Origin of the sequence: Bacillus sp. FSL W7-1346, from assembly GCF_038593335.1 — a bacterium.
In the GTDB taxonomy this organism is placed as follows: Bacteria; Bacillota; Bacilli; order Bacillales; family Bacillaceae; genus Bacillus; species Bacillus altitudinis.
In genome coordinates this window covers 1259693-1283709 of the sequence record NZ_CP151988.1, presented here as the reverse complement: position 1 = coordinate 1283709, position 24017 = coordinate 1259693, and the positions used below count along the sequence as shown (strand labels likewise).

Annotated in this window: 29 protein-coding genes, 3 riboswitches and 1 other annotated feature; of the genes, 6 read left to right on the top strand and 23 right to left on the bottom strand. The window is 40.8% G+C overall.

The genetic code is table 11. The features are described 5' to 3' along the window. Positions 1-26 precede the first annotated feature (26 nt). The 9 genes from NST09_RS06515 to NST09_RS06475 all read right to left on the bottom strand — a co-directional run bounded on the left by NST09_RS06515 (position 27) and on the right by NST09_RS06475 (position 6821). Positions 27-425: a lipoprotein gene (locus NST09_RS06515; RefSeq protein WP_048002065.1), complete on the bottom strand. Its 399-nt coding sequence runs from the start codon at positions 423-425 to the stop codon at positions 27-29. 101 nt (positions 426-526) lie between these two features. Then, positions 527-1885 (bottom strand): magnesium transporter, encoded by a 1359-nt coding sequence (gene mgtE, locus NST09_RS06510; RefSeq protein WP_007498785.1) that lies wholly within the window; start codon positions 1883-1885, stop codon positions 527-529. Positions 1886-2092: 207 nt separating this feature from the next. Then, positions 2093-2256, bottom strand: a riboswitch (M-box (ykoK) riboswitch). 133 nt (positions 2257-2389) lie between these two features. Continuing rightward, positions 2390-2533 (bottom strand): hypothetical protein, encoded by a 144-nt coding sequence (locus tag NST09_RS06505; RefSeq protein WP_008346168.1) that lies wholly within the window; start codon positions 2531-2533, stop codon positions 2390-2392. A gap of 174 nt (positions 2534-2707) precedes the next feature. After that, on the bottom strand, positions 2708-3226 hold the full coding sequence (locus NST09_RS06500; RefSeq protein WP_008346169.1) for a PepSY domain-containing protein: 519 nt from the start codon (positions 3224-3226) through the stop codon (positions 2708-2710). Between the two features lie 92 nt (positions 3227-3318). Further along, complete coding sequence (locus NST09_RS06495; RefSeq protein ID WP_342493459.1) at positions 3319-4008, bottom strand: PepSY domain-containing protein; 690 nt, start codon at positions 4006-4008, stop codon at positions 3319-3321. A gap of 66 nt (positions 4009-4074) precedes the next feature. Continuing rightward, positions 4075-5424, bottom strand: a complete 1350-nt coding sequence (locus tag NST09_RS06490) for an ATP-binding protein (RefSeq protein ID WP_056704869.1) — start codon at positions 5422-5424, stop codon at positions 4075-4077. 3 nt (positions 5425-5427) lie between these two features. Then, the gene (locus NST09_RS06485) at positions 5428-6114 is read right to left on the bottom strand and encodes a response regulator transcription factor (protein ID WP_007498794.1); all 687 of its coding nucleotides are present in this window, start codon (positions 6112-6114) and stop codon (positions 5428-5430) included. A gap of 199 nt (positions 6115-6313) precedes the next feature. After that, positions 6314-6529 (bottom strand): helix-turn-helix transcriptional regulator, encoded by a 216-nt coding sequence (locus NST09_RS06480; protein ID WP_169476040.1) that lies wholly within the window; start codon positions 6527-6529, stop codon positions 6314-6316. Beyond that, a complete protein-coding gene (locus NST09_RS06475) occupies positions 6519-6821 on the bottom strand; it encodes a hypothetical protein (RefSeq protein ID WP_046527443.1) in 303 nt (100 codons plus the stop codon). Before NST09_RS06475 ends, NST09_RS06480 begins: the two co-directional genes overlap by 11 nt. 460 nt (positions 6822-7281) lie before the next feature. Here NST09_RS06475 and NST09_RS06470 point away from each other — a divergent pair, with 460 nt between their 5' ends. The 3 genes from NST09_RS06470 to NST09_RS06460 all read left to right on the top strand — a co-directional run bounded on the left by NST09_RS06470 (position 7282) and on the right by NST09_RS06460 (position 11604). Then, positions 7282-8241, top strand: a complete 960-nt coding sequence (locus tag NST09_RS06470; protein WP_007498796.1) for a S8 family peptidase — start codon at positions 7282-7284, stop codon at positions 8239-8241. A gap of 113 nt (positions 8242-8354) precedes the next feature. Further along, a riboswitch (cobalamin riboswitch) is annotated at positions 8355-8547 on the top strand. Between the two features lie 155 nt (positions 8548-8702). Further along, entirely contained in the window at positions 8703-10991 is a 2289-nt protein-coding gene (metE, locus tag NST09_RS06465) for a 5-methyltetrahydropteroyltriglutamate--homocysteine S-methyltransferase (RefSeq protein WP_165378847.1), read from the top strand. A gap of 142 nt (positions 10992-11133) precedes the next feature. Beyond that, positions 11134-11604, top strand: coding sequence for a nucleoside deaminase (locus tag NST09_RS06460; protein ID WP_008346184.1), 471 nt, complete (start codon positions 11134-11136; stop codon positions 11602-11604). Between the two features lie 73 nt (positions 11605-11677). Here NST09_RS06460 and NST09_RS06455 read toward each other — a convergent pair whose 3' ends face one another. Continuing rightward, positions 11678-12097, bottom strand: a complete 420-nt coding sequence (locus NST09_RS06455; protein ID WP_008346186.1) for an organic hydroperoxide resistance protein — start codon at positions 12095-12097, stop codon at positions 11678-11680. A 161-nt stretch (positions 12098-12258) separates the two neighbouring features. Here NST09_RS06455 and NST09_RS06450 point away from each other — a divergent pair, with 161 nt between their 5' ends. After that, positions 12259-12705 carry a MarR family transcriptional regulator gene (locus NST09_RS06450; protein ID WP_008346188.1) on the top strand — a complete coding sequence of 149 codons (447 nt, stop codon included), beginning with the start codon at positions 12259-12261 and terminating at the stop codon, positions 12703-12705. Positions 12706-12738: 33 nt separating this feature from the next. Here NST09_RS06450 and NST09_RS06445 read toward each other — a convergent pair whose 3' ends face one another. The 6 genes from NST09_RS06445 to purU form a co-directional block, all read right to left on the bottom strand. Then, positions 12739-13167 (bottom strand): organic hydroperoxide resistance protein, encoded by a 429-nt coding sequence (locus tag NST09_RS06445; RefSeq protein ID WP_007498801.1) that lies wholly within the window; start codon positions 13165-13167, stop codon positions 12739-12741. Between the two features lie 176 nt (positions 13168-13343). Continuing rightward, on the bottom strand, positions 13344-13478 hold the full coding sequence (locus tag NST09_RS06440) for a phosphatase (protein ID WP_342493458.1): 135 nt from the start codon (positions 13476-13478) through the stop codon (positions 13344-13346). Then, positions 13468-14604 carry a tetratricopeptide repeat protein gene (locus NST09_RS06435; RefSeq protein WP_008346192.1) on the bottom strand — a complete coding sequence of 379 codons (1137 nt, stop codon included), beginning with the start codon at positions 14602-14604 and terminating at the stop codon, positions 13468-13470. Before NST09_RS06435 ends, NST09_RS06440 begins: the two co-directional genes overlap by 11 nt. A 124-nt stretch (positions 14605-14728) precedes the next feature. Next, positions 14729-15976 carry a glutamate-5-semialdehyde dehydrogenase gene (locus tag NST09_RS06430; RefSeq protein WP_342493457.1) on the bottom strand — a complete coding sequence of 416 codons (1248 nt, stop codon included), beginning with the start codon at positions 15974-15976 and terminating at the stop codon, positions 14729-14731. 12 nt (positions 15977-15988) lie between these two features. Beyond that, positions 15989-17086 (bottom strand): glutamate 5-kinase, encoded by a 1098-nt coding sequence (proB, locus tag NST09_RS06425; RefSeq protein WP_048002076.1) that lies wholly within the window; start codon positions 17084-17086, stop codon positions 15989-15991. A 56-nt stretch (positions 17087-17142) separates the two neighbouring features. Continuing rightward, positions 17143-17361: a binding site (T-box leader), on the bottom strand. Positions 17362-17404: 43 nt separating this feature from the next. Then, positions 17405-18307, bottom strand: a complete 903-nt coding sequence (purU, locus tag NST09_RS06420) for a formyltetrahydrofolate deformylase (RefSeq protein WP_342493456.1) — start codon at positions 18305-18307, stop codon at positions 17405-17407. A gap of 163 nt (positions 18308-18470) precedes the next feature. Between purU and NST09_RS06415 the strand changes: the two genes are divergently transcribed. After that, positions 18471-18656 carry a hypothetical protein gene (locus tag NST09_RS06415; RefSeq protein ID WP_024719622.1) on the top strand — a complete coding sequence of 62 codons (186 nt, stop codon included), beginning with the start codon at positions 18471-18473 and terminating at the stop codon, positions 18654-18656. 33 nt (positions 18657-18689) lie between these two features. On the opposite strand, the gene NST09_RS06410 is transcribed toward NST09_RS06415, so the two are convergent. Continuing rightward, entirely contained in the window at positions 18690-19004 is a 315-nt protein-coding gene (locus NST09_RS06410) for a multidrug efflux SMR transporter (RefSeq protein ID WP_017359126.1), read from the bottom strand. After that, positions 19001-19330 (bottom strand): multidrug efflux SMR transporter, encoded by a 330-nt coding sequence (locus tag NST09_RS06405; RefSeq protein WP_024719620.1) that lies wholly within the window; start codon positions 19328-19330, stop codon positions 19001-19003. The genes NST09_RS06410 and NST09_RS06405 overlap by 4 nt, the downstream gene beginning before the upstream one ends. A 66-nt stretch (positions 19331-19396) precedes the next feature. Then, positions 19397-19506: riboswitch (guanidine-I (ykkC/yxkD leader) on the bottom strand. 199 nt (positions 19507-19705) lie between these two features. Here NST09_RS06405 and NST09_RS06400 point away from each other — a divergent pair. Further along, positions 19706-20749 carry a trifunctional transcriptional activator/DNA repair protein Ada/methylated-DNA--[protein]-cysteine S-methyltransferase gene (locus tag NST09_RS06400; RefSeq protein WP_342493455.1) on the top strand — a complete coding sequence of 348 codons (1044 nt, stop codon included), beginning with the start codon at positions 19706-19708 and terminating at the stop codon, positions 20747-20749. Positions 20750-20767: 18 nt separating this feature from the next. Here the strand turns inward: NST09_RS06400 and NST09_RS06395 are convergent, their stop codons facing one another. From NST09_RS06395 to NST09_RS06375, 5 genes are all read right to left on the bottom strand, one after another. Further along, positions 20768-21313, bottom strand: coding sequence for a GNAT family N-acetyltransferase (locus NST09_RS06395; protein ID WP_249670250.1), 546 nt, complete (start codon positions 21311-21313; stop codon positions 20768-20770). Between the two features lie 16 nt (positions 21314-21329). Then, positions 21330-21818 carry a small multi-drug export protein gene (locus NST09_RS06390; RefSeq protein ID WP_019743449.1) on the bottom strand — a complete coding sequence of 163 codons (489 nt, stop codon included), beginning with the start codon at positions 21816-21818 and terminating at the stop codon, positions 21330-21332. 310 nt (positions 21819-22128) lie between these two features. Then, the gene (locus tag NST09_RS06385; RefSeq protein WP_342493454.1) at positions 22129-22881 is read right to left on the bottom strand and encodes a hypothetical protein; all 753 of its coding nucleotides are present in this window, start codon (positions 22879-22881) and stop codon (positions 22129-22131) included. 4 nt (positions 22882-22885) lie between these two features. Beyond that, positions 22886-23212 carry a PadR family transcriptional regulator gene (locus tag NST09_RS06380; RefSeq protein ID WP_017367090.1) on the bottom strand — a complete coding sequence of 109 codons (327 nt, stop codon included), beginning with the start codon at positions 23210-23212 and terminating at the stop codon, positions 22886-22888. A gap of 115 nt (positions 23213-23327) precedes the next feature. Further along, on the bottom strand, positions 23328-23849 hold the full coding sequence (locus NST09_RS06375; protein ID WP_008346212.1) for an acyl-CoA thioesterase: 522 nt from the start codon (positions 23847-23849) through the stop codon (positions 23328-23330). Positions 23850-24017: the final 168 nt, after the last annotated feature.

The following is a 24017-nucleotide window of genomic DNA, read 5'->3' as shown; positions in this document are numbered from 1 at the left end:
TATGCCAAGCATATGAACGATTCTTTTTATTTAGATGAAGCGTCAGTTCCTTCAACAACCCCTACAAAGTCAATCCGTACGCCGCCTTTTTCAGGATCTTCTTTCACCCGAAAGGCAAGCGCCTTTTTTTCTCCAGTGTTTGCATCTTTATAATTTGCATGAAAGACGTGGATGCTGGCTTCTTCCAATTGAAAATCTTCATAAGAAAGCGTCTCAATTCCCCATTCCTTTTTCGATTTAAGAATGTCACTTGGACTTGGGACTGCGCCTTCGACATAGACGTTGTCCATTTTTCGTTTATTTCCTTCAGTTATCGCTTCAAGCATATGCTCTGATGCTACCAGTCTTCTATCTTTTCCCTCGTCTTCTCTTGAACATGCACTTAGCAAAACAATGCACATGAAAATGAATAAAAGCTTCTTCATTTTTCTCTCCCACCTTCTCCTTAAAATGTAAAGGATGGAAGCGCTATATGCAATCTTTATTCAAAAAAGACTGTAAAACGTTACATTTTACAGTCTTTTGACTACATCAGTGTATGAAGAAATGCTGTTGCAATTCCAAAATAGATGAGTAAGGATAAAATATCATTCAATGTTGTGATCAGCGGTCCAGATGCAATGGCTGGGTCGACGTTTAATCTGTGTAAAATAATCGGCACGACCGTACCTGCCATTGTCCCAATAATCAGTGTTGCAAGAAGCGAGGAACCAACAACAAAACCTAAAATCATATTGCCCTGCCATACCATGGCAACGACCGTAATAATGATTGAACAAACAATCCCAATATAAATACTTGTTCTCAGCTCTCTGAAAATCAAGCGCATAATGGTTTTTTTCGTTAATTCTTCTTTTGACAATCCTCTAATGACAACCGCTAGAGACTGTGTCCCTGTATTCCCTGTCATACCTGCAATCATCGGCATGAAGAATGCTAAAGCAACGACTTGCTGCAGGGTATCTTCAAAATAATTTAAGATACTACCTGAAATCAGCCCAATGAATAAGAGCAAAATGAGCCATGGAAGACGGCGGTATGCCGCCACAAATGCCGGTGTGTCGAACGTGATATCTTTACCAGAGGCAGCAAACTTTTCATAGTCTTCTCCTGCCTCTTGAATCACAACATCAATGATATCATCGACTGTCACAATTCCGACTAAGACATTGTTCTCTTCTACAACAGGGATGGCAAGGAAATCATATCGTTCAATGAGCTTTGCGATTTCTTCCTGGTCTTGAAAGGCACCAACGGCAATGACTCTTGTAAACATAAGATCCTGCACTTTTTCATCTGGCTCACCTAAAATAAGATCCCTGTATGAGAGTACCCCTACAAGCTGTTTTTGATCATTTATGACATATAAGTAGTTGATCGATTCGGCAATTTCAGCAAAGCTTTTCAGCTTCACCACGGCATCCTGAACCGTATAATGCTGCGGAATCCAAACGTACCGATTGGTCATGATCCGGCCTGCTGTCTCAGCAGGGTAATTCATGAGAAGCTGGACGGCCTTGGATTCCTCTGCTTCCATGTTAGATAAAAGCTGATCCTTCAGCTCATCCTCCATCTCATCAAACAAGTTGGCAAGGTCATCGTTATCCATTTTGTTTGTGACGAAGGTGGCTTTGTCTTTCCCTACTTTTTCAAGAACAATCTCTTGATATTCCCGCTCCAGTTCACCCATCATTTCCGTCACGTCATCGACTGTTAAAAAGCTGAGAAAGCGGCCGCGATGTTTTTCTGGAAGCTCCTTGAATAAGTAGGCCATATCATAAGGCTGCAGTTCTTCCATAATGTTTTTAAATTCTTTACGTTTTCCATCTCTTAGTAAAATAATGATGCGTAAAATGAGTTCATCGTACGTAATGTTCTGTATCATCGCTGTTACCTCCCCAAAATCAGGAGATACCCGAATCCCTTAGATTGTGCGGGGGTCAGGATCTCCTCTATCTGATGTGTCAATCTGATCTTTTGACATACTCTCTATGTGTCTCGAATCGGGATGATCCATCCCCACACCTCCTTTTCTCATAAAAAAGCACCTTCAACCGAATGAAGGCGCTTTGTAAGCATGACAAATAAACACTTGCTCCTTCAATCGTAGAGCTTTAGCACTGTATGGCATAGGATTCATCCAGCTGCATTAAAAATCACCTTATGTCGATGATTCCTGTTGACCCATTGGCGTCTTTGGACATTTTTGGGCAGCAGCGTATCTCCATACAGGAGCCTCACCTAACGAAGTCTCATATTGTTGACACACTGAGATTACAGAAAAAGCGCAATGATGTCAATAAGCAAGATGCCAAGTTTCCTGATGTATTCGCTTACTTTTCAAAAAAAAAGAGCGATAGACAAGTTGACCATCGCCCTTTCATGTCTTTTATTCCTCTTCTGGCTGATTCATATCCTCTTGGGAGAGGAGATGAAAGGAATCATGCAAAAACAAAGCATATCCTTCTCCATCAGGATGGGGAACATATTCCGCACGATCCATCGTCTGTTCTTCTTCTTTTTTCTTCATCATATTCTCTCGCCTCCTTTCCAGTAGTTTGTCCCAATGAAAAAACCTTACACATAAAAGTGTAAGGTTCAGCGTGTGCGTGCTGGTGCTTACGAATGTCAAATTCGCTCCGCGCCAGTGCTCGTCCTTCCTAGGGATGCAAAGGTTTTCTATCACGCTCAAAGGTTTATTTATAGCTTAATCGTCCCATTCTTGCTTGAGGATTTTGCCTGTTTTAGCGGAAATCTCAAAATCAACTTCTTCGCCGCTTGGTGTCGTAATTTCGATTTCATACAAGTACACACCATTTTCTTTATCTAATTCTGAATCTGTGACTGTTCCTTTTACTTTTGCAAGGGCAATTTGTTCAGCCTGTTTTTTGGTGATTTTTACATTTTGTTTCTTTTCTTTGACTGGATCATTGAGCGCTTTGCCTGTTTTGGCATCGACATATACTTTATATTCAAAGCCGCCTTTTTTTATCTCGACCTCATATACCCATTTTCCTTTTTTACGCTCAAGATCTACATCATCTACATAGCCTTTCACAACTTTTAATGCTGCTTTTTCAGCCTGTTTCTTTGAGACAAATGAAGATTTCTTTTGCACCACTTGTTCGGCATTTGCCGTTTGATTTGTATTTTGCGCTTGAAGGGTGAAACCACCTGCGACAAGGGCTCCTGTGAATGCTGTAGCGACTAGTACTTTTTTTATCATATTTCATTCCTCCTCTGTTTATTTCTCCTTTATCTTAAAAAAACAAGATGATAAAGGAAGGAAAGGAAGATGAGAAAATCATGAGAAAATGATTAGTTTTCGTACGTAATACCTTCAATATCTCCTGTATAGGCATTCACTAACACCTCTGCCTCTCTTCCATCCGGCAAATCGAGCTCTACCTCAAACACGAGCATTCCGCTAAAAGTTTCAAGGTCTGCATCATCCACTGTGCCGCCCACTTCTTTTACGGCAATCTGAATGGCTTCTTCTACCGTTATTTTTGTCAGCTTCTTTTCTTTAGAGGTTGGCTTTTTCTTTTCTGCTTCAATCACCTTGAACGTGTCTTTCTCAACATCCACTTGATACAGTTCTTTTTTTGATTGAATCGTAAAGATAAAGCGATCCGATTTTTCTTTCTTTTGAATCACAGTACCCTTCACTTTTTTCACTGCCGCTTCTTCTGCTTGAAGTTCGGCATTTTTCTCATTTGGTTTTTGATGGCTCTTTAACTGTTTCATCTCTTTCATTTGACCGCTTGAGGAAGATGCAATGATTTGATAGATGCCATTTGAATTTTCAAGCGTCAATGTATAGTCCTGTTTATGATTGATCAAATCAATATTTGTGATGTTTCCATTGTAGTCTTTTGCGATGATTTTTTTAATGTCTGCTTCGCTTAATATTTTTTTGTCAATGGTTTGAATCATGAGCATTGCAAAAGCCACAAGAATGAAAAGACATCCTGCGAGCGTAAGCAGCATTTTCATTTTTTTAGACATGCAGCGCCTCCTTCCTATTTCCTATTTTATAAGGAGGAAATGAGAAATTGATGAGAAAAGACCTACTTATTTCTGAAAAAGAATGGTCATCACGGTTCCTTCACCGATACGGCTGTCTACCTTTAGCTCAGCCCCATGCTCTTCAGCAATTTGCTTCGCAATTGACAGGCCAAGTCCAGTCCCACCCGTCTCACTGTTTCTCGCTTCATCCACACGGAAAAAGCGGTCAAAGATTTTCGGCAGATCCTCTTCTTTTATGCCAATTCCTTTGTCAACAACCGAAATAAACGGTTTCTCTCCTGCTCGTCCGCAGTTCACATCAACTGGCTCTGCACTATATTTAACCGCATTATCAATCAAGATGGTCAAAAGCTGTTTGATCTTCTCTTCGTCTCCTTCAGCAATCACAGGCTGATCGGTTTGTATATGAGTAAGGATGGTTCGATTGGTTGCCACTTCAAGTGTATGGCCGACTTGGCTGCACAATTGACCAAGATCAACCGGCTTCATGTCCAAGTAAAGCGGCTGCCCATTTTTCGCCAGTGTGAGTAGTTGATCTGTCAGCCTTTTCATTTTTTTCGCCTCATCATGAATGGCTTGAGAGGATTCTTCTACGACCTCTGGCCGGCTTTGCCCCCAGCGTTTTAGTAAATTGCTGTAGCTCATGATGACGGTAATGGGTGTTTTCAATTCATGAGAAGCATCGTGTAAAAATTGCTGCTCTTTCTCATAATGTTTCTCGAGAATTTCGGCCATTTCATTAAAGGTTTGACCCATTTGATACAGTTCATCCTTTGAATCGCCTGTTAATTCAATTCGTTTAAATGCCTTTTCTCTCATACTTGCTTTCATCGTATTGGTCATTCGGCTAATTGGGCGGACAATTTGTTTCGTTAAAATGTGGCCTGCAAAATAAGAAAGCACAATAAACAAAACGCCAGTAGTGATTAAAATCATTTTTAATAACGCCAAGTTCTCTTCTGTATTTTCAATTTCTTCATATACTTGCAGCGACACAATGTCCCCATTTGTCCAAATGACAGGGATAGCCGCAAACGCAATCATATGCTTATTGTATTCTTGAATTTCTGCTGTCTGACCAGATTCGTATGTAAAAGGAAGTGAGCTAAACGTAGATTCCTTCGTGACGGTCAGCTTTGATTCACCTTTCTCTGTGACGACACGGATCATACCATTTTGAGGCAGATACGCTTTCAGAAGCTCTGAAGATGGAAGGCCCTCTTCTTCTGACTTCTTTAGTGCAATCGCAATATTTTCAGCTACTTCCGACAGTCTGGACATATCTTTTTGCGTCAAGGTCATCGAAAAAATAAAATAAATCGCTGTATGAAACAGTAGCACCATTAAAAACAAGGACAACGATGTATAAAGCTGGATCTTATTTTTTAATCTCATGCTTTATCCTTTCATCACATAACCCACACCTCTCACTGTGTGAATCAATTGTTTTTCAAACGGGTAATCGATTTTTTTCCTTAAATAGCGAATATAGACATCAACCACGTTCGTGTCACCAAAATAATCAAAACCCCAAACAGCTGTTAAAAGCTGATCTCTTGTGAGCACTTGCTGCTGATGTTTCAATAAATGAACAAGCAGGTCATATTCTCTCGGTGTCAGCTCAAGCGTCTGACCGCCTCTTTGAATTTCTCTTGTTTTCTCATTCACCGTTAAATCTGCAATACTTAACTCAATGTCCTTTTCCTCTTGCGCATTGTGATTGAACCTCAGCTGTGCACGAATTCGCGCTAATAATTCTTCTATGTCAAAGGGTTTTGTAATATAATCGTTTGCCCCAAGATCAAGACCACTGACCTTATCGGGAACACTTCCTCTTGCGGTAATCAAAATGATCGGTGTTGCCGTATTTGTCTTTCGAACCCTTCTAAGCACTTCAAGTCCGCTTAATTCTGGAAGCATGACATCTAGAAGCACTAAATCAAAACTCTCCTCCTCGAGCGCCTGGAGCCCTTTCATCCCTGTATCTTGGACTGTGACCTCATACCCTTCATATTCAAGTTCTAATGACAGCACTCTTGCAATTTTCTTTTCATCTTCGACCACGAGTATCTTCCCTTTGTTCATCTCTATCTCTCCTATCTGAAAGGCAAGCTTGTCTTTCCATTATTATATGTTGCCTTTCTCCATTGGAACAGTCACAATCTTCATATCTTATTTTTCATGAATGAGGAATTGTTATGTAATATGGTTGATTTTTATTTTCAGCTGAACCTTTCACATTACACAAATCAACAAAAAAAGCCTCTTTTCTGAGGCTGGTCCCTTACTTCTTTTTAGGTTGACTGACAAAAAGCTCATCTACAGTCGTATTCAAAACAGAGGCGATGTCAAAGGCTAATTGTAAAGTAGGGTCGTACTTATCGTTTTCAATGGCATTGATGGTTTGTCTCGAGACCTTACACCGTTTAGCAAGTTCTTCTTGGGATAATTTAATGGATTTCCTTAGTTCTCTTATATGATTTTGCAATTTAATCACCATATTTTTTTCTGTATATGAGTAATGTAACTAAATAAATGACCGAAATCACAGTTAGGAACATGATGGGAGAAATCCCAAACCCCTTATCAGAATTGTTCCCTTGGGTCGTTAAAAATATGGACTGTGCGACTTCTAATAAAAGCATACCAATGACCACCATAAATGCATACGATTGAGCCTTTGAGTAGATAAATCGCTTTCTTTCATCACCCTTTAGAATCATAGGCGCGATAAAGATGAATAGTCCGACCACTAATAATATGACTGAATACACAACTTTGACAACATCCAACGGTTAGTCCCCTCCCAATCAAAATGTCAAATACTTTTTACATTTTAATCATATCATCCGCTTAAAAAATGTCAAATACTTTTTACATTCTATATTCTTTCGATCATTATAATGAAAAAACAATCATCTGCACATGGCATGTACCTTTTTCTTTTCTGTCATCCTCTATCTCTTTATATGATGTTTTTTTCGATCTGCCTTTTTTAGTTCTTTTCACCCATTTTCATCTGTACAGGTGCAAGCTCACTATGCAGCATTTCATTCTTTTTCATATGATACTAAGAGTTTTCTTCAAAAGGTGACTTCTTTCGGCAAGATATGAGGAGAACTGCACAATAAATAATTATTTGATTATTTGAAAAATTATTACAATTGACCCTTTCCGATCAAACATTTGTTTTATACAATAACATTACGCAACCTGAATCTACTTTGAAAACAAAATAAGGAGGGCTTTCTTATGAAAGGTGAAATTCGCTTAATTCCGTATGAAGTAAAAGCCAATGTGATGGAAGCGAAAGAGACGCCGGAAAGTATTCAGGAGATTAAAGCACCCGAACTTTGGTCAAGTGGCTTCAAAGGAAAAGGCATAACCATTGCTGTCCTTGATACAGGTTGCGACACGGAGCATCCCGATTTAAAAGATCAGATTATCGGAGGAAAAAACTTTACCGATGATGACAATGGAGATGCTGAGAATGTAAAAGACTACAACGGGCATGGTACCCATGTATCAGGAACGATTGCAGCAACGGATCAAAATGGCGGCATTTTAGGTGTTGCCCCTGAAGCCAAGCTGTTGATCGTGAAAGTTCTTGGAGGGAAAAATGGCAGCGGGAAATACGAATGGATTATCAATGGCATTAACTATGCGGTTGAGCAGAAGGTTGATATCATTTCCATGTCTCTCGGTGGGCCAAGCAATGAACCAGAACTGCAAAAGGCCATCCAACATGCGGTAAGCAGCGGTGTGCTTGTTGTCTGCGCAGCAGGAAATGAAGGTGACGGAGACGAGCGTACTGAAGAGTTCTCCTACCCAGCTGCATACAACGAGGTCATTGCCGTCGGCTCTGTCTCTCTTGCAAGAGAATCCTCTGAATTCTCCAATGCGAATAAAGAAATCGACCTCGTCGCTCCAGGTGAAGACATTTTATCCACTCTCCCTAACCATAAATACGGAAGACTAACAGGCACTTCCATGGCTGCCCCTCATGTGAGCGGTGCACTCGCCATTATTAAAAATGCCGAAGAAGAAGCGTTCCAGCGTAAGCTGACAGAACCTGAGGTATATGCTCAGCTCGTACGGAGAACCCTTCCGCTAAAACAATCAAAAACCCTTGTAGGAAACGGGTTTTTATATTTAACTGCACCAGATGTGCTTCTTGAGAAAACATTGGAAGCAGAACTTTTGTCTCTATAGGTACATGTTAGGTCCTGAGAAAAGATAGAATTTTCTCAGGATTTTTTTAATTAAAATTATTCAAAATTTACTTTGACGAAATGAAGTGAACGTTATATAATCGAACACAATAAATTCATAGTTTGAGAGTCGGTAATTCGATCACACATCGAATTTTAATTGGGAAGACCGGTGAAAATCCGGCGCGGTCCCGCCACTGTAAGTGAGGAGAGCTTTTCGTTAATAATCCACTGTCATGAGGATGGGAAGGATGAAAAGCTTGCAGATTCGCGAGCCAGGATACCAGCCGCTCTATCACATCAAACCCCCTACGGTTGATAGGAGATGTCGGAAAAGCGTTCGTCATTGATACTTACGCCTTCTTTCGCACACACATTTTGTCTTTTTAAACCAGACATTTGCCCTCATCAATCTTGATCATGAGTGTGAGTGTCTTTTTATATTTAGAGGAGGAATTGGAATTGACAATTGTTAAAACAAGTAATCTAGGTTTCCCGCGAATTGGTTTAAACAGAGAATGGAAAAAAGCACTTGAGTCTTATTGGAAAGGTCAAACTGACCGAGAAACCCTCTTAAGCACACTCGATGAACAATTTTTAGCCGCTATTAAAACTCAAATTGATCAACAAATTGACGTTGTTCCTTCTGGCGACTTCACCTTCTATGATCACGTGCTGGATACTGCCGTTATGTTCAATTGGATTCCAGAGCGCTTCCGCAGCTTGAAAGACCCGCTAGATACATACTTTGCGATGGCAAGAGGAACAAAAGATGCTGTCTCAAGTGAAATGACAAAATGGTTTAATACAAACTATCACTACATCGTTCCAGAATACGAAAAAAGCACAGAATTCAAACTCACACATAACAAACCACTTGAAGCATACGAAAAGGTGAAAAAAGCGTTTGGTGTTGAAACAAAACCTGTCGTTCTTGGCCTTTATACATTTGTCGCACTTTCTAAAGGCTATGAAGCCAATGAAGTGAAAGAGATTCAGCAACGCCTAGTGCCGCTTTATACTCAGTTGTTAAAAGAGCTTGAAGAAGCCGGTGTAAAATGGGTTCAAATTGATGAGCCTGCTTTAGTCACAGCTTCAAGTGAAGACGTGAAAGCAGTAAAAGCCATCTATCAAACGATTAAAGAAGCTGTACCTGCCTTAAACGTTCTCCTTCAAACATACTTTGACTCAGTAGATGCCTATGAAGAGCTTGTCACGTATCCTGTTGAAGCCATCGGTCTTGATTTTGTCCATGATCAAGGACGAAACCTTGAACAATTGAAAAAACACGGCTTCCCAAAAGATAAAATTTTAGCAGCCGGTATCATCGACGGCAGAAATATTTGGAGATCAGATCTAGGAGAAAGATTATCGTTTATTTCTGAAGTGATTGCTGACGTGCAGCCAAAAGAAGTATGGCTACAGCCTTCAAGCAGCCTGTTACATGTACCAGTTGCAAAACATCCGAGCGAACAGCTTGAAGAAAAACTATTAAACGGACTTTCTTATGCCACTGAAAAGCTGGCTGAATTAACGCTATTAAAAGAAGGCTTATCAAAAGGAGCAGCTGCCATTGATGCAGACATCCATGCAGCAAATGAAGCACTTCTGACGTTAAAAGAATTCGCGAAAGGAACGAATGCGGACCTGACAGCAGAGCGCAACAGCCTTTCATCAAAAGATTTTAAACGTCCAGTTGCTTTTGAAGAACGACTACGCATTCAAAATGAATCTCTTGAACTGCCGCTTCTTCCAACCACAACAATCGGAAGCTTCCCTCAGTCAGCTGAGGTGCGCAGTGCTCGTCAAAAATGGCGCAAAAATGAGTGGACAGATGCAGAGTATGATGAATTTATTAAAAAAGAAACAAAAAGATGGATTGATATTCAAGAAGAGATTGGCCTAGATGTACTCGTTCATGGAGAATTTGAACGTACAGACATGGTTGAATACTTCGGTGAAAAACTCGCTGGATTTGCCTTTACAAAATTCGCTTGGGTTCAATCTTATGGATCACGCTGCGTGAAGCCGCCGATCATTTATGGAGATGTAGAATTTACAGAGCCAATGACAGTGAAAGAGACGGTTTACGCTCAAAGCTTAACAGAGAAAAAAGTCAAAGGAATGCTGACAGGGCCTGTCACGATCTTAAACTGGTCTTTCCCAAGAACAGATATCTCTCGTAAAGACATTGCCTTCCAAATCGCTTTTGCTTTACGCAAAGAGGTAGAAGCGTTAGAAGCAGCGGGTATTCAAGTGATTCAAGTGGATGAACCTGCGCTAAGAGAAGGTCTTCCTTTAAAAGAGAGTGATTGGGCAGCATACTTAAACTGGGCAGCAGAGTCATTCCGTCTATCGACATCGTCTGTTCAAAATGAAACGCAAATTCATACACATATGTGCTACAGTAACTTCGAGGATATTGTTGATACGATTGAAGACCTTGATGCAGACGTGATTACGATTGAACATTCACGCAGTCATGGCGGGTTCCTCGATTATTTAGAAAAACACCCGTATTTGAAAGGCCTTGGACTTGGGGTGTATGACATTCACAGCCCGCGCGTTCCATCTGTTGAAGAAATGAGTAAAATCATTGATGATGCACTGAACGTATGTCCGACAGATCGCTTCTGGGTCAACCCTGACTGTGGACTGAAAACAAGACAAGAACCTGAAACCATTGCTGCTTTGAAAAACATGGTGACAGCTGCTGAAGTCGCTCGTAAAAAGCTAGCGCAGCACGCATAATGGACTCACTCTTCCCCTGCTGAACATTTGGCAGGGGTTTTTTATGCGCAAATTGTCCTGTTCAATCTCCTCCTACAATGATTCCTTTTCTATCATGATTCGTTTATACTAGAGAAGTCAGTCGAACAAAGGGAGGAAGACAATGAATCACGAAGCTTTTTTACAACGCGCAATTGATCTTGCAGTAGAAGGAGTAAATAGTGGCACAGGCGGCCCTTTTGGAGCGGTCATTGTCAAAGACGGTCAGATTATTGCAGAGGGAAGCAACAATGTCACAACAAGTAATGATCCAACTGCACATGCAGAAGTGACAGCTATTCGAAAGGCGTGCCAAACACTACATACATACCAATTAGAAGACTGTATTTTGTATACAAGCTGTGAGCCTTGTCCAATGTGTCTTGGTGCTATCTATTGGGCTAGACCAAAGGCCGTATATTTTGCCGCTGGACACAAGGATGCAGCGACTTCTGGTTTTGATGACTCCTTTATTTATGAAGAAATCAATAAAGAATACGAATCAAGAAACATTCCATTTTACCAGCTGACCCTTCAAAAAACCCTTGCTCCATTTGAAGCATGGGACACATACGACAAAAAGAAAGAATACTAAAAAAAGACACCTGCTCCACAGCAGATGTCAGTAGATTGTTGAGAAAGGGCTAAATTTTAGCCCTTTTTTCTTTTCATGATTCCGCCACTTCGAGCTCTACTTCGATGTTTCCTCTTGTTGCTTTTGAATATGGACAGAATTCATGTGCAGCCTCAACAAGCTCTTTCGCTTTGTCATGGTCAAGCCCTTTAGCGGAAACAATCAGCTTCACACCAAGTTTAAAACCGCCATCACTTTCATCTTTTAATAGACTGACATGTCCTTCTACTTCTGATTCAATTTCGACACCTTGCTTCTTAGCGACTTGTTCAAGCGCCCCTCCGAAGCAGGCCGCATAACCCGCTGCAAATAATTGTTCAGGATTCGTACCAGTTTCTCCATCTTTCTTTGCGTTTGGCATCACAATGTTGTGGTCAAGCACACCATCATCAGAACGAACATGTCCTGCTCTTCCGTGCTGTGCTTTTACTTTTGCAGTAAATAATGGTTTCATCTTGATCTCCTCCTTCTTCTACTTATACCTTTCACGTTCTATTCGTTGCTCAAACATTTATGGCACATTGAAGAATTTTTCATTTTTAGTCTGTATTTATTTTAAAAAGGAAGAAAATCTTATACAATGATAAGTATGACAAAAAATAGTTGGTGACAGATATGACAAATGAATTTGAACATATGAAGCTGGAAAATCAGCTTTGTTTCTTGTTATATGCAAGTTCAAGAGAAATGACGAAGCAGTATAAACCATTATTAGAAGAGTTGAATATCACATACCCGCAATATTTGGCACTGCTTTTGTTATGGGAGCATGGGACATTAAATGTGAAAACAATGGGAGAGCTTTTATATTTAGACTCCGGTACACTCACACCTATGCTAAAACGAATGGAACAAAATGGACTCATCATCCGCGAACGTTCGAAAGAGGATGAGCGTTCGGTCCAAATTCGTTTAACAGAATACGGAGAAGCTTTACAAGAGAAGGCCACTTCGATTCCATTTCAAATGCTGTCTGGAACAGGCAGATCAGAAGAAGAGCTGAAAACACTTCGCGCTTCTTTACATGAGCTTCTGCAAAAATTAACACAATCAAAAGGCTGAGGGAATATTCCCTCAGCCTTTTTTTGATGTCTATTATTGAGCGACAGCTACTAATTCTACTTCAATGTTTCCTTGCGTTGCTTTTGAGTATGGGCAAACGCCGTGTGCTTTATGAACAAGTTCATCAAGTGCAGATTGCTCAATTCCAGTTCCTTTTACTTCTAATTTGACACCTAGTTTGAAACCGCCGTCTGAACTGTCTTTGATTAAGCTTACATGTGCCGTTACTTCACTTTCAAAACGGATACGCTCTTGTCTTGCGACCATTTGAAGAGCTGAATCAAAACATGCAGAATAGCCCGCTGCGAATAATTGCTCTGGATTCGTTGCTTTCTCAAGCTTTTTCGCTCTTGGCGTTCCTGGCATTGCTACATCATGCTCTAGTACGCCATCTGTTGACACAACCTTACCTTCTCTTCCTCCTACAGCTGATACCGTTGCAGTAAATAAAACTTCTGACATGAATATAACCCTCTTTCGCTCTATTAATATTTTCTACAATTGAATTGTACACAATCTAAATTCAAGAGTCAATGAAAAACACTCACTTTCATCTTTCCTCCATTTTTTATTTTTATGAATGTGCAACCTACGATGATTGAAGCGGTCAATAAAAAAAGCCCTTTAAAAAGGGCTTTTTAGATCGTGATATGCTGCGAATTCGGTTTTTCTAGCGTATGGTTTCTGTTATCGGGGTCGGCATTAGGTGATGTGATCCATAATGCCAAGATTGTGATGCTTGTACAGACGACTGCCCATTTTTTAAAATTCATATAAACAATCCCCTCTCTGAATATAGATACGAGCATGTTCCGCTTCCCCATAGAACATGGAAGATTTTTCATAATCCTCCATTTCATTATAATACTTTGCGGTGTCTAAAGCCAGCTCTTCTATATCTGGATATGCATAGGAAGATTCTAAAAAATGGAAAATTCGTTTAATATGCTCTGCATCTTGTCGTAAGTACAATGCTTCTAAAAAAATGGTCTTCTGAATATGAATGTCATCCTGCAGAGCTTCTGCTCGTTTCATACATTCTTCTCTGTAATATAATGCTTCATTGTTTTTACCTTGTTTGTATAAGATCTGAGCGGCTGTATAAAGAGGGTCTATCGATCGACGAAGATGATCAGATTGATTTTGATCAAATAATGAGATGGATTCTTTCATTAAGTCGAGTGCGCGGTTCAAGTCTCCCATTCTGTAATAGCTGTTGCCCATATTAAACAAAGAAGAAGCAATAAAACGCACATTCTGAAAGTCTCTTGATCTTGCAAGTGCTCTTTCGAGATGTGGCAATGCCTTTTCATGCCTTCTCATATCATCATAATTACCGGCTACAATAAATTCACACTGAATGGTACGAAGCGCATATAGTTCGTGCTGAATATAGACATCCAGCGCTAGTTTGGCATGGTGCATCGAAATGTGTGTTTGTTTCATGTGATAATATATTTCTGACATTTTAAAATGAAATTCTGCACGTTCAATATCGTCGGATACAAAAGAAAGCTTGTGCTCTGCCTTTTGATAGGACGATATGGCAGCAATGTACTCTCTCCGGCCGAACTCATACATGCCTCTGAAGAAATGATAGTAATATTCAAGCATGCCTGTGACATGCGTTTGATGCTCATCTATTTCTTTCGAAAGCTCGGAAAAGTTGGCGCGAAGCTTTCCTTCCTTTAATGGCTTTAAATAATCGAGCATGACCTCATGCCTGAATTCCATTAAAGAAAAATAGAGAAGCAAATTCTGATCTTCTTCCATTGAATCAAGAGAGGTGCGAATTTCCTGCTTTAACTGTTCTGCTTGTTCTGAATCAAATCTGCGGATTAATTCATACCACTTGTTGATTTTCACTCCAATATCCGAAGAGGGAATGATTTTCGCCATACGTTGCCTTCTCCAATCTTCTCAAAATATAAAACATTACCATATTTTATCATACTTGACCGGAGAAATACAAAAATGAAAGGAAAAAGAGAGCCTTGTGCGATAAGACTCTCTTTTGGATTGGTTATTCTCTTATTTGTCCTTGCCCACGAATGACAAATTTTTCAGAGGTTAGGGCTGGCAGACCCATTGGTCCTCTAGCATGCAATTTTTGTGTGCTAATGCCGATTTCCGCTCCGTAGCCAAATTCAAAGCCATCTGTAAACCGGGTAGATGCATTATGATACACAGCGGCAGCATCAACGGCTGTTAAGAAAAGTGCCGCATGCTGGTCGTTTTCCGTAATGATCGCTTCAGAATGCTTAGAGCTATACATTTGAATATGCTGTATCGCCTCTTCCATGGTCTTGACGGTTTTAATACTGACAATCGGCGCTAAAAATTCCGTTTCAAAATCAGTGGTCGTCGCTAAAGTGGCACTCGGTGCAAGTGCACATACTGCTTCATCGCCCCGTATCTCTACACCATGTGTCTGAAGTGCTTCAAAGAGCGAAGCGCCATGTTCTTTTGCCCATGTTTCATGAATGACAATGCTCTCAATGGCATTACAAACAGATGGTCTTTGAGTTTTCGCATTCAGAACAATTTGTTCAGCCATTTCTTTTCGGGCTGTTTCATCAATGTAAATATGACAATTCCCTGCACCCGTCTCAAGTACTGGAACAGTAGACTCTCTCACAACAAGATCAATTAAATGTTTCCCGCCGCGTGGAATAAGGACATCTAGATAGTCATTTAAGGTGAACAGGGTTTTAGCTGTCTCACGGCCTGTATCTTCAATCAATTGTACACTGTCTACTGGAATATCCGTTGGTTGCAACGCTTCATGAATGACTTTCACAATCGCTTTATTACTATGAATGGCCGATGAACTTCCTCGAAGAATCACAGCATTTCCAGTTTTCAAGCAAAGAGTGGCCGCATCGACTGTCACGTTTGGTCTTGCTTCGTAAATCATCCCAACCGTTCCAAGAGGTACACGTACTTTTTCAATGAAAAGCCCGTTTTCTTTTTGAATGGTTTCTAATGTTTCACCAATTGGGTCTTTGAGCTGAATGAGTTGATGCGTAGCGTCTGCAATCGCTTCAATTCTCTCTTCTGTTAATGTAATTCTGTCGATCACAGATGGCGTGAACTCTTTGTCTATAGCCGCCTGAACATCCTTATGGTTCTCGGCAATTAAATACGCTGAAGATGCTTTTAATGCTTTTGCAATAGCGTCTAATGCAGCATTCTTTTGTTCAGTTGTTTTTAATAGCAGCTGATCTTTGGCTGCGCTTGCCTTTTTTGCTTTTTCTAGAACTTCATTCATCGTTTTCCCTCCTCAGTTTTGTACGTGCTGAACCCAGTGATCTCGGTGAATGACTTCAGGTTTTTCATGAGAAAGCTCATGACTTCGCATCCCTTTAATGCCAAGAAGCTCATCTGAATCATACAATGTTTGTCCTTTACCGACTAACCCGTTTGGACCAACAACTTCGACGACCTCTCCTTTAGAAAATTCACCAGCCACATCAATGACACCAGCTGGAAGAAGACTTCTTCCATTATGCAAAATCGCCGCCTCTGCCCCCGCATCAATCATGATCTTTCCAGAGACTGGTGAGTGGAATTGAATCCATTGGCGACGGTTATTGACTGATGATAAGTCTTGTTCACCAATATATGTGCCGTCCCCTTGACCAGCGAGAATGTGAAGAAGCTTGTCTTCCCCTGCACCTGTACCAATGAAGACTTTAACGCCAAGGGAGAGAGCTGTTTGTGCAGCTGAAAGCTTAGATTTCATCCCGCCTGTTCCAACCTTTGAACCCGTACTCTTCGCATATGAGAACAATTCATCTGAAATGTGAGTCAGCACATCAAACCGCTTCGCATCAGGATTCTCACTTGGATTGGCATCATAAATTCCGTTGATATCTGTTAAAATGATCAATTGGTCTGCATGAATTAAGCCACTCACCAGTGCTGATAACATGTCATTATCACCAAAGGTAAGCTCCTCGATGGACACAGAATCATTTTCATTAATGATCGGTAAAATTTTTCTTTCGAGCAGCTCCATCATCGTTGCGTAAGCATTTCGATATCTTGTACGATCTGAAAAGTCATTACGTGTTAAAAGCATTTGTGCAGGCGTCATCTGAAACTGTGAAAATAGTTCTGTATATTTCTGCATTAACAAGCCTTGACCAACAGCAGCAGCAGCCTGCTTCCCTTTTAAGGTCACAGGTCTTGACGGATATCCTAAACTGCCAAATCCCGCCGCAACGGCACCTGACGAAATGAGAATGATTTCATGCCCTGCCTCTTTTAGTTTTGCGATGGCTTTGACATGATCCTGCATTTTTTGTTCATCAATGGCTCCCTTTTGCTCTGTTAATGAACTGCTACCAATTTTTATGACGATCCTTTGCTTTTTCATCATTGATTCCCTCCGCTATACCTTTCACCACATAAAAAATCCCTTTTTCTCCTTATGTAAAGGACGAAAAAGGGATTTTCCGTGGTACCACCTTCATTGAATAAGCATACGTTTGCTTATTCCACTCAACTCCTGTAACGCCAGGCATGCGCTTAGATTTTTCCTCTAAGGCTCAAAGGGTAGGTTCAGCAGCTGTCTGTGGCAAATGTTTCAGCGTGTCATTTGCTCTCTTTACACAGCAGGTCCTGCTTACTATTCCTTCTCAACGCTCGTTAATTTTTTTATATTATCACCAATTGCTTCAGAAAAGTCAAGCGGTCAATTAAACACAATCGTTTTATTCTCATGGACAATGATTCGATCTTCTAGATGCCATTTGACAGCACGGGCAAGCACACTGCGCTCAATCGTGCGGCCAATATTTTTTAATGCCTCTGCATCATCTCTATGATCTACCCGCTCAATATCCTGTTCAATGATTGGCCCTTCGTCTAAATCATTGGTGACATAATGGGAAGTCGCGCCAATCAGTTTAACCCCTCGCTCATATGCACGCTTGTAAGGGTTAGCCCCTATAAAAGCCGGCAGGAAGGAATGATGAATATTAATGATTTTGTTCGGGTGCTGTTCAATAAAGGCTGGCGTCAAAATTTGCATGTATCTAGCAAGCACAACCGCATCAATATCATACTCTTCTAATAATGCAAGCTGTTGTTTTTCTGCATCTTGACGAATGTCTTTATTTGCCTTCACGAAATGGAATGGAATGCCGAGTGCTTCGACTGTATCTTTTGCCGTTTCATGATTGCTGATGACAACCGCTATTTCAGCCATTAAATTACCGCTTTGCCATTCCCATAAAAGTTCATGTAAACAATGAAGCTCTTTGGACACAAAGATCGCCAGCTTTTTCAGATCACTTGCACGCGACATGCTCCATGTCATGTGAAATGATTGCGCAATTGGCTCAAAACTGCTTTTCAATTGATCTAAGTTGACAGAAATGTCTTTCCAATCAAATTCAATTCTTAAAAAGAACCGGCCGCTCTCATGATCTGTTGTGTATTGACTAGATTCAATGATGTTTGCTCCATGTTCAAATAAAAAAGTAGAAACAGCTGACACAATACCAGGCTGATCCGGGCAGCTGACTAAAAGCCTTCCTTTTTGCTCATGTTTTTGTCTGTGTAATTCAAGTTTCTCTGTAATCAATGTTCTCATGTCTTATGACCTCATTTACATTTTTCATTCTAATGAAATATTATACTGGACTGGAAAGAGAAAAAGCAATTAAGCGTCATATTTTTTATTGAATATTCATTCAATTCTGCACCTAACGTGATATAATATGAATAGACCTTTTATCACAAAAGGAGTGATGGAGATGAAAAGCATGACTTTGTTTGGTAAAGTGAGCTTTTGGCTCGGCATCGTATGTCTCATCACGGGCATTTATCTATTTATGACCGGAGAAAGACTCATTCCTTTACTTACATTTGGTGTATGTTTTCTGCTTGTGAGTCAGCTTTACCGCAAAAATGAAAACGATTCCAATCATCATTCGATGTAGCAAAAAGGCTGGCACATGTTTGCCAGCCTTTTCTTATTCAATGATTTTCAACCCGACCGCTGCTGATAAAATGAGTGCGATAAATAAAATACGTTTTGCGTCTTTCGACTCTCCATAAAACAGCATCCCAACAATCGCTCCTCCAGCTGCTCCGATTCCTGTCCAAATCGCATACGCCGTTCCCATCGGAATTGTATTCATCGCAAGAGACAGCATCAGAAAGGAAAGCGAAAAGCCAGCTGCTATGAAGAAAATCCATTTGACATGGCGATCTTTCTGAAATTGATTCATCATGGTGACACAAAGCATTTCTAAGATGCCTGCCCCAATGAGTAAAAGCCAGCTCACGATTCAGCCTCCCCTTTCTTTTCACCTGTGGTCAATTTGAGTCCTAATACACCGCTTAAAAGGACCATGATCAAAAGTAATTTTACTAGCTGTACCGGCTCACCCATGACCATCCCTACTATGACCGTACCGGCTGTTCCAAGTCCGGTGAAAACGGCGTAAAGTGTGCCAACTGGAAGTACAGTCGTGGCTTTCAGGAGTAAATAAAAGCTGACAACAATACAAACGATGGTTGCGCTCCATTCCAATATAGAGCCAGCATATTTCAACCCCATCACCCAGCCGACTTCAAATACGGCTGCAATCAAAACATTTCCCCATTTCATTCGATCTCTTCCTTTCTTACCGATTCCAAGCAATAAAAAAAGCCCGGAAATCGATCGTTTGATCAAATCTCCCGGGCTTTTATCCCTCCGTGTCCATACGGTCTATTGTCTAGACCCTATGTGTTTTCTCTCGGTCCAGACTGCGCTGCCCGCACGGAACCCTAGAAAACCAATTCATGATAATCAGATCTAGCGTAGAGCCGATTCTGTATGAAAAAGTGTATCACACCCTGATATGCCGGTCTACCACTTTGCTTTTTCCCTTCAAATATACTTGTTCATTTTTCGAAAGAAAGTGGATGAAAGCGAAGTATACTAAATGTTAGAAAGAGGAACGACCACATCACTGATATAATAAAACAAGAGGTGGATCAAATGATGATGACCGACGAACAAAAACACGAATTTTATCAAGCACTTGTTGATAAGAATCCGCAATATGACGGCACGTTCTTTGCAGGTATTAAAACAACCGGCATCTTCTGTCATGCCACATGTACTGCTAGAAAACCAAAATATGAAAACTGTGAGTTTTTCTTTACAGCAGAGGAGGCGCTGCTTGCAGGGTATCGGCCGTGTAAGCGATGCACGCCTTTAACATATCCTAACAGCATTCCAGAAGAAGTCAAAACACTTGTATCAGCAGTTGAAGAGAGTCCTGAGAAACGATGGAAAGAAGAAGATTTTCGCCAATTAGGGATTCACTCTGCAACAGCTCGGAGAAAATTTAAAGAAATCTATGGAATGACCTTTGTTCAATATGCTAGATCACGCCGAATGGGGCTAGCGTTTAAAGAGATTCTGAACGGAAAAAAAGTCATAGATCAGCAAGTCACCTTCGGTTACGAGTCTTCCAGTGCCTTCAATGATGCCTTTACGAAAATCATGGGAAATCCACCCAAAAAGGCGCAAGTCAATATTTTGCATGCGAATTTTATTTCTACTCCGATTGGGCGGATGATGAGCATTTCAGATGCAACCCATGTGTATTTGCTTGAATTTATGGACAGGCGAGGATTAGAAAGAGAAATTGAGAACATCAGAAAAAAACATCATGCCCGTATTTTAGTTGGAGAAACAAACGTCCATCAGCAATTAGCAAAGGAATTGGCCTTATATTTTGAAAAGAAACTCACGCAGTTTACTGTGCCACTTTCTATACATGGCACCCCTTTTCAGAAAAGGGTATGGGATCTTCTATTACAGATTCCACCAGGCGAAACGAGATCGTATCGAGATCTTGCCACCATGCTTGGCGATCCCCATTTGGTTCGGGCAGTTGGAAATGCAAATGGTGCCAATCAGTTGGCCATCATCATTCCTTGTCACCGAGTCATTCAAACAAGCGGTGAACTTGGCGGATATGGCGGGGGAATCGAACGAAAGAAATATTTACTTCAGTTAGAACAGCGTATATAAAAGAAATAGCGGCTCTCCTTATGATTCAAGCGAGCCGCTTTTTCCGTCACGAGTAACACTGTAAACATCAATCATTTGATCCCATTTTGAAATGGTTTTTTCTTTTTTCATCCCCATTTTCATTGCGACCTTGACTGACGCTTCATTGTCAGGGCGAATTAAGCTGACCATTCGTCTCACCTTCATTTCGTCAAAACCATACGCAAGACAGCCTTTTGCAGCCTCAACAGCATATCCTTTTCTCCATGCCGATCTCTTTAGCATATAGCCAATTTCAAGCTCTGTTTGTCCTTCGACGTTTTGGAGAACAATTCCGCTTTGTCCAAGTGGTTCTTTCGTTTCTTTTTCTTCAATGATCCACAGGGATGTATGGTACGTGCGGTCATTCTTTTGATTCCAAGCAATCCACTCTTTTGTCTGCTTTTCATCCTTTAGTGAAGGATAATACTTCATGACCTCTTCATCTTGGAACAGCTTTTCATATAAAAAAGGCGCATCGTCTTCATCCATTGTTCTCAGTCTGAGGCGCTCTGTTTCAAACACGATCCGTGTTTGATGTGCCATTTTTTATCCCCCCTGCTTACTTGCTAAAAATATCCCCGAACAACCCATTTGAATCTGGGGCAAAGTAATGGAAGCCCGCACCCGTTAAACTAGCTGCTAATACGGTCCACATGATTAAACTGACCGTCATCCACACAGCGACTTGTTTTCTTTTCGTACCGAAGCTCATACACATAAAAGCCGCTAAATGACTGCCAATAATAAAAGGACCAATAAGTGCCAGACCAGGGAGACCATACCGTTCCCAAACCTTTCTGGCTTTCAGCTGTTTTTTCTCTCCTTTTTCATCATGTTTCTCCTCTTTCCTCTTCAGCCACCACGCTTTAAATCGGTCCACGAAGACGATGAGTAGCAAGACGGTAAGAAAGTTGCCGACGAATCCAATAACTGCCGTTGTCACAGGATGCAGACCACTTAAAATCCCCAGCGGAACGACACCAACCACTTCAAAGAAAGGTAAAGCAGCCAATATAAAAACGAGTACATACCCCCATACAATATCCAATTACAGAACCCCTTTTCATTTTTGTCCTCTTCTCATTGTAAAGAAAAATGTGATCCCATATCTACATTTTTTTAGAAAAAGAAAAGCACATCGCAAGAGATGTGCTCCAGATTGTTGACAAAGGGCTAAAATGAACTTTATTTTAGCCCTTTGTCTTCTTTTCAGCGTGATAGAAAACCTTTGCAGCCCTAGGAAGGACGAGTACTGGCGCGGAGCGAATTTGACATTCGTGAGCACCAGCACGCAGGACTGACAAAGAATGCGAGGGTTTGTCTACACGCTGAAGCACATCGCAAGTGATGTGCTCTATTTACATTAAATGTTCATTTTTCTTGTTTGTTTTCCGTAAAAAAGCGATTGTGAGCAAGACTAAAATCACAATGGATAGCAGACTTGTGAAAAGAAGCATGAGAGGTGATGTCCATCCAAGCCATTCGAATAGGAGTTGCGGTCCAAAGAAGATCACCGGAATGAGCGACACCATATTCGCCTTTAATATGGCATTTAATAAGACAATACACAGCAGCAACAGAAGAATGACGCCCCATCTTTGGCTCGAGGTCAGCACAAGTAAAGGAGTACCAAGTTTTTGGTCCAATAATTTCACTGTGATCAAGGCTGTCATCTGAAAAACACCTAATATCCAAAAGTAAAAGAATGCCCTCCTGCTTGTTTGAAAGGCAGAAGCTCTAAACATCACAATGGTCATGATCACATTGGCCACTATGATGAGCGGATAACCAATGAGTGCATACCAAGAATACGATAAACTTTGACTGATGGCATCTGCTAACATCATGTAAAAAAGAGATCCAATTAAAAAAGCACTGACAAACGGAACCCAATCTTTATGGTTTCTAGAGAGCTCTTTTGATAGCTCATCAGCAAAGCCCCGTGGATCTCCGCCAAATACATCTTCCCCTGTTTTCCCATCTTTCTCAGCTTCGACAGCGTGTGTCGTTAATTCATCCATCACTTCGTCGATCTCGTCTTGATTTTTCCCTTTTGATATGAGATAGAGTTGCAGCTCTAATAAGATGTGTCTCGTTTCTTTTGTTACCATCTTCTCACTTCCCTTTATGTAATAATCGCTCTACATTCCCTGACAGCTCATTCCATCGCATGGTAAAATCAGTCAGCGCTTCTTCGCCTCTTTGTGTGAGCGTATAGTATTTCCTTTTCGGCCCGCTCGCCGATGCTTTTGTAGACGTATGAACTAGTTGTTCTTTTTGCATGCGCAGCAAGATCGGATAAATACTCCCTTCACTAATTTGATCAAACCCATAGTGCGCAAGCTTCTTTGTCATTTCATACCCATAAATTTCACCTTCAGAAATAATCGACAGCAGGCATCCCTCTAAAATTCCTTTTAGCATTTGTGTTGATTGTGTCATCATCGATCCTCCGCTTTCAGTACCTTGCATGACAAGATAGTTTGATCTTACCACACACTATCTTGCCATGCAAGATACCGACTCAGAAAAAAAATCACCGCTTAAAGGGTGATTTTTAAGCCCAAGGCTTATCCGTCCCAAGTGCGTCAGCCAAAGCTTTACTATGCTTTCGGCGGCTTTTTCTTTCCTCTGCACGCTGCTTCGCTGTTTGATGAAGCATGATTTCTTCCTCTGTTTCCGGCATGACTTGTGGAACTCGTTTTGGCTTCCCGTTTTCATCAAGCGAGACAAATGTAAGAAATGAAGTTGCTGCGAGTCTGCGTTCTCCAGACATCAAGTTTTCTTTAATGACTTTGACGAATACTTCCATAGAAGATGTGCCGACCCATGTCACATAAGATTCTAAGCAGACGGACTCTTTCTGTCCAATCGGCTCTAAAAAATCAACTGAATCCATTGATGCGGTGACTGTTTCACTACGGCTGTGTCTTGCTGCCGAGATGGAAGCAATGTCATCTATATAACTCATTAATTTCCCGCCAAATAACGTTTGGTGGTTATTCGTATCGAGGGGGAATACCCTGCTGGTTTTCACAACTTTTGATTCCTTGCAGTATTTGAAATTTTCTTCACTCATCGTCATAGCTCCTTCTTGCTGTTTTCGTTGATGCGGAACGACTTTTATTAAACACTATTCTATTAGGTTTGTCTAAACTTTTTGCTTTAGTCTCTCATGAGAGATTTTCTTTCGGAAATGTTTCAACATTTACTAGAAGGAGGAATAATATAACTATCGATAAACAAG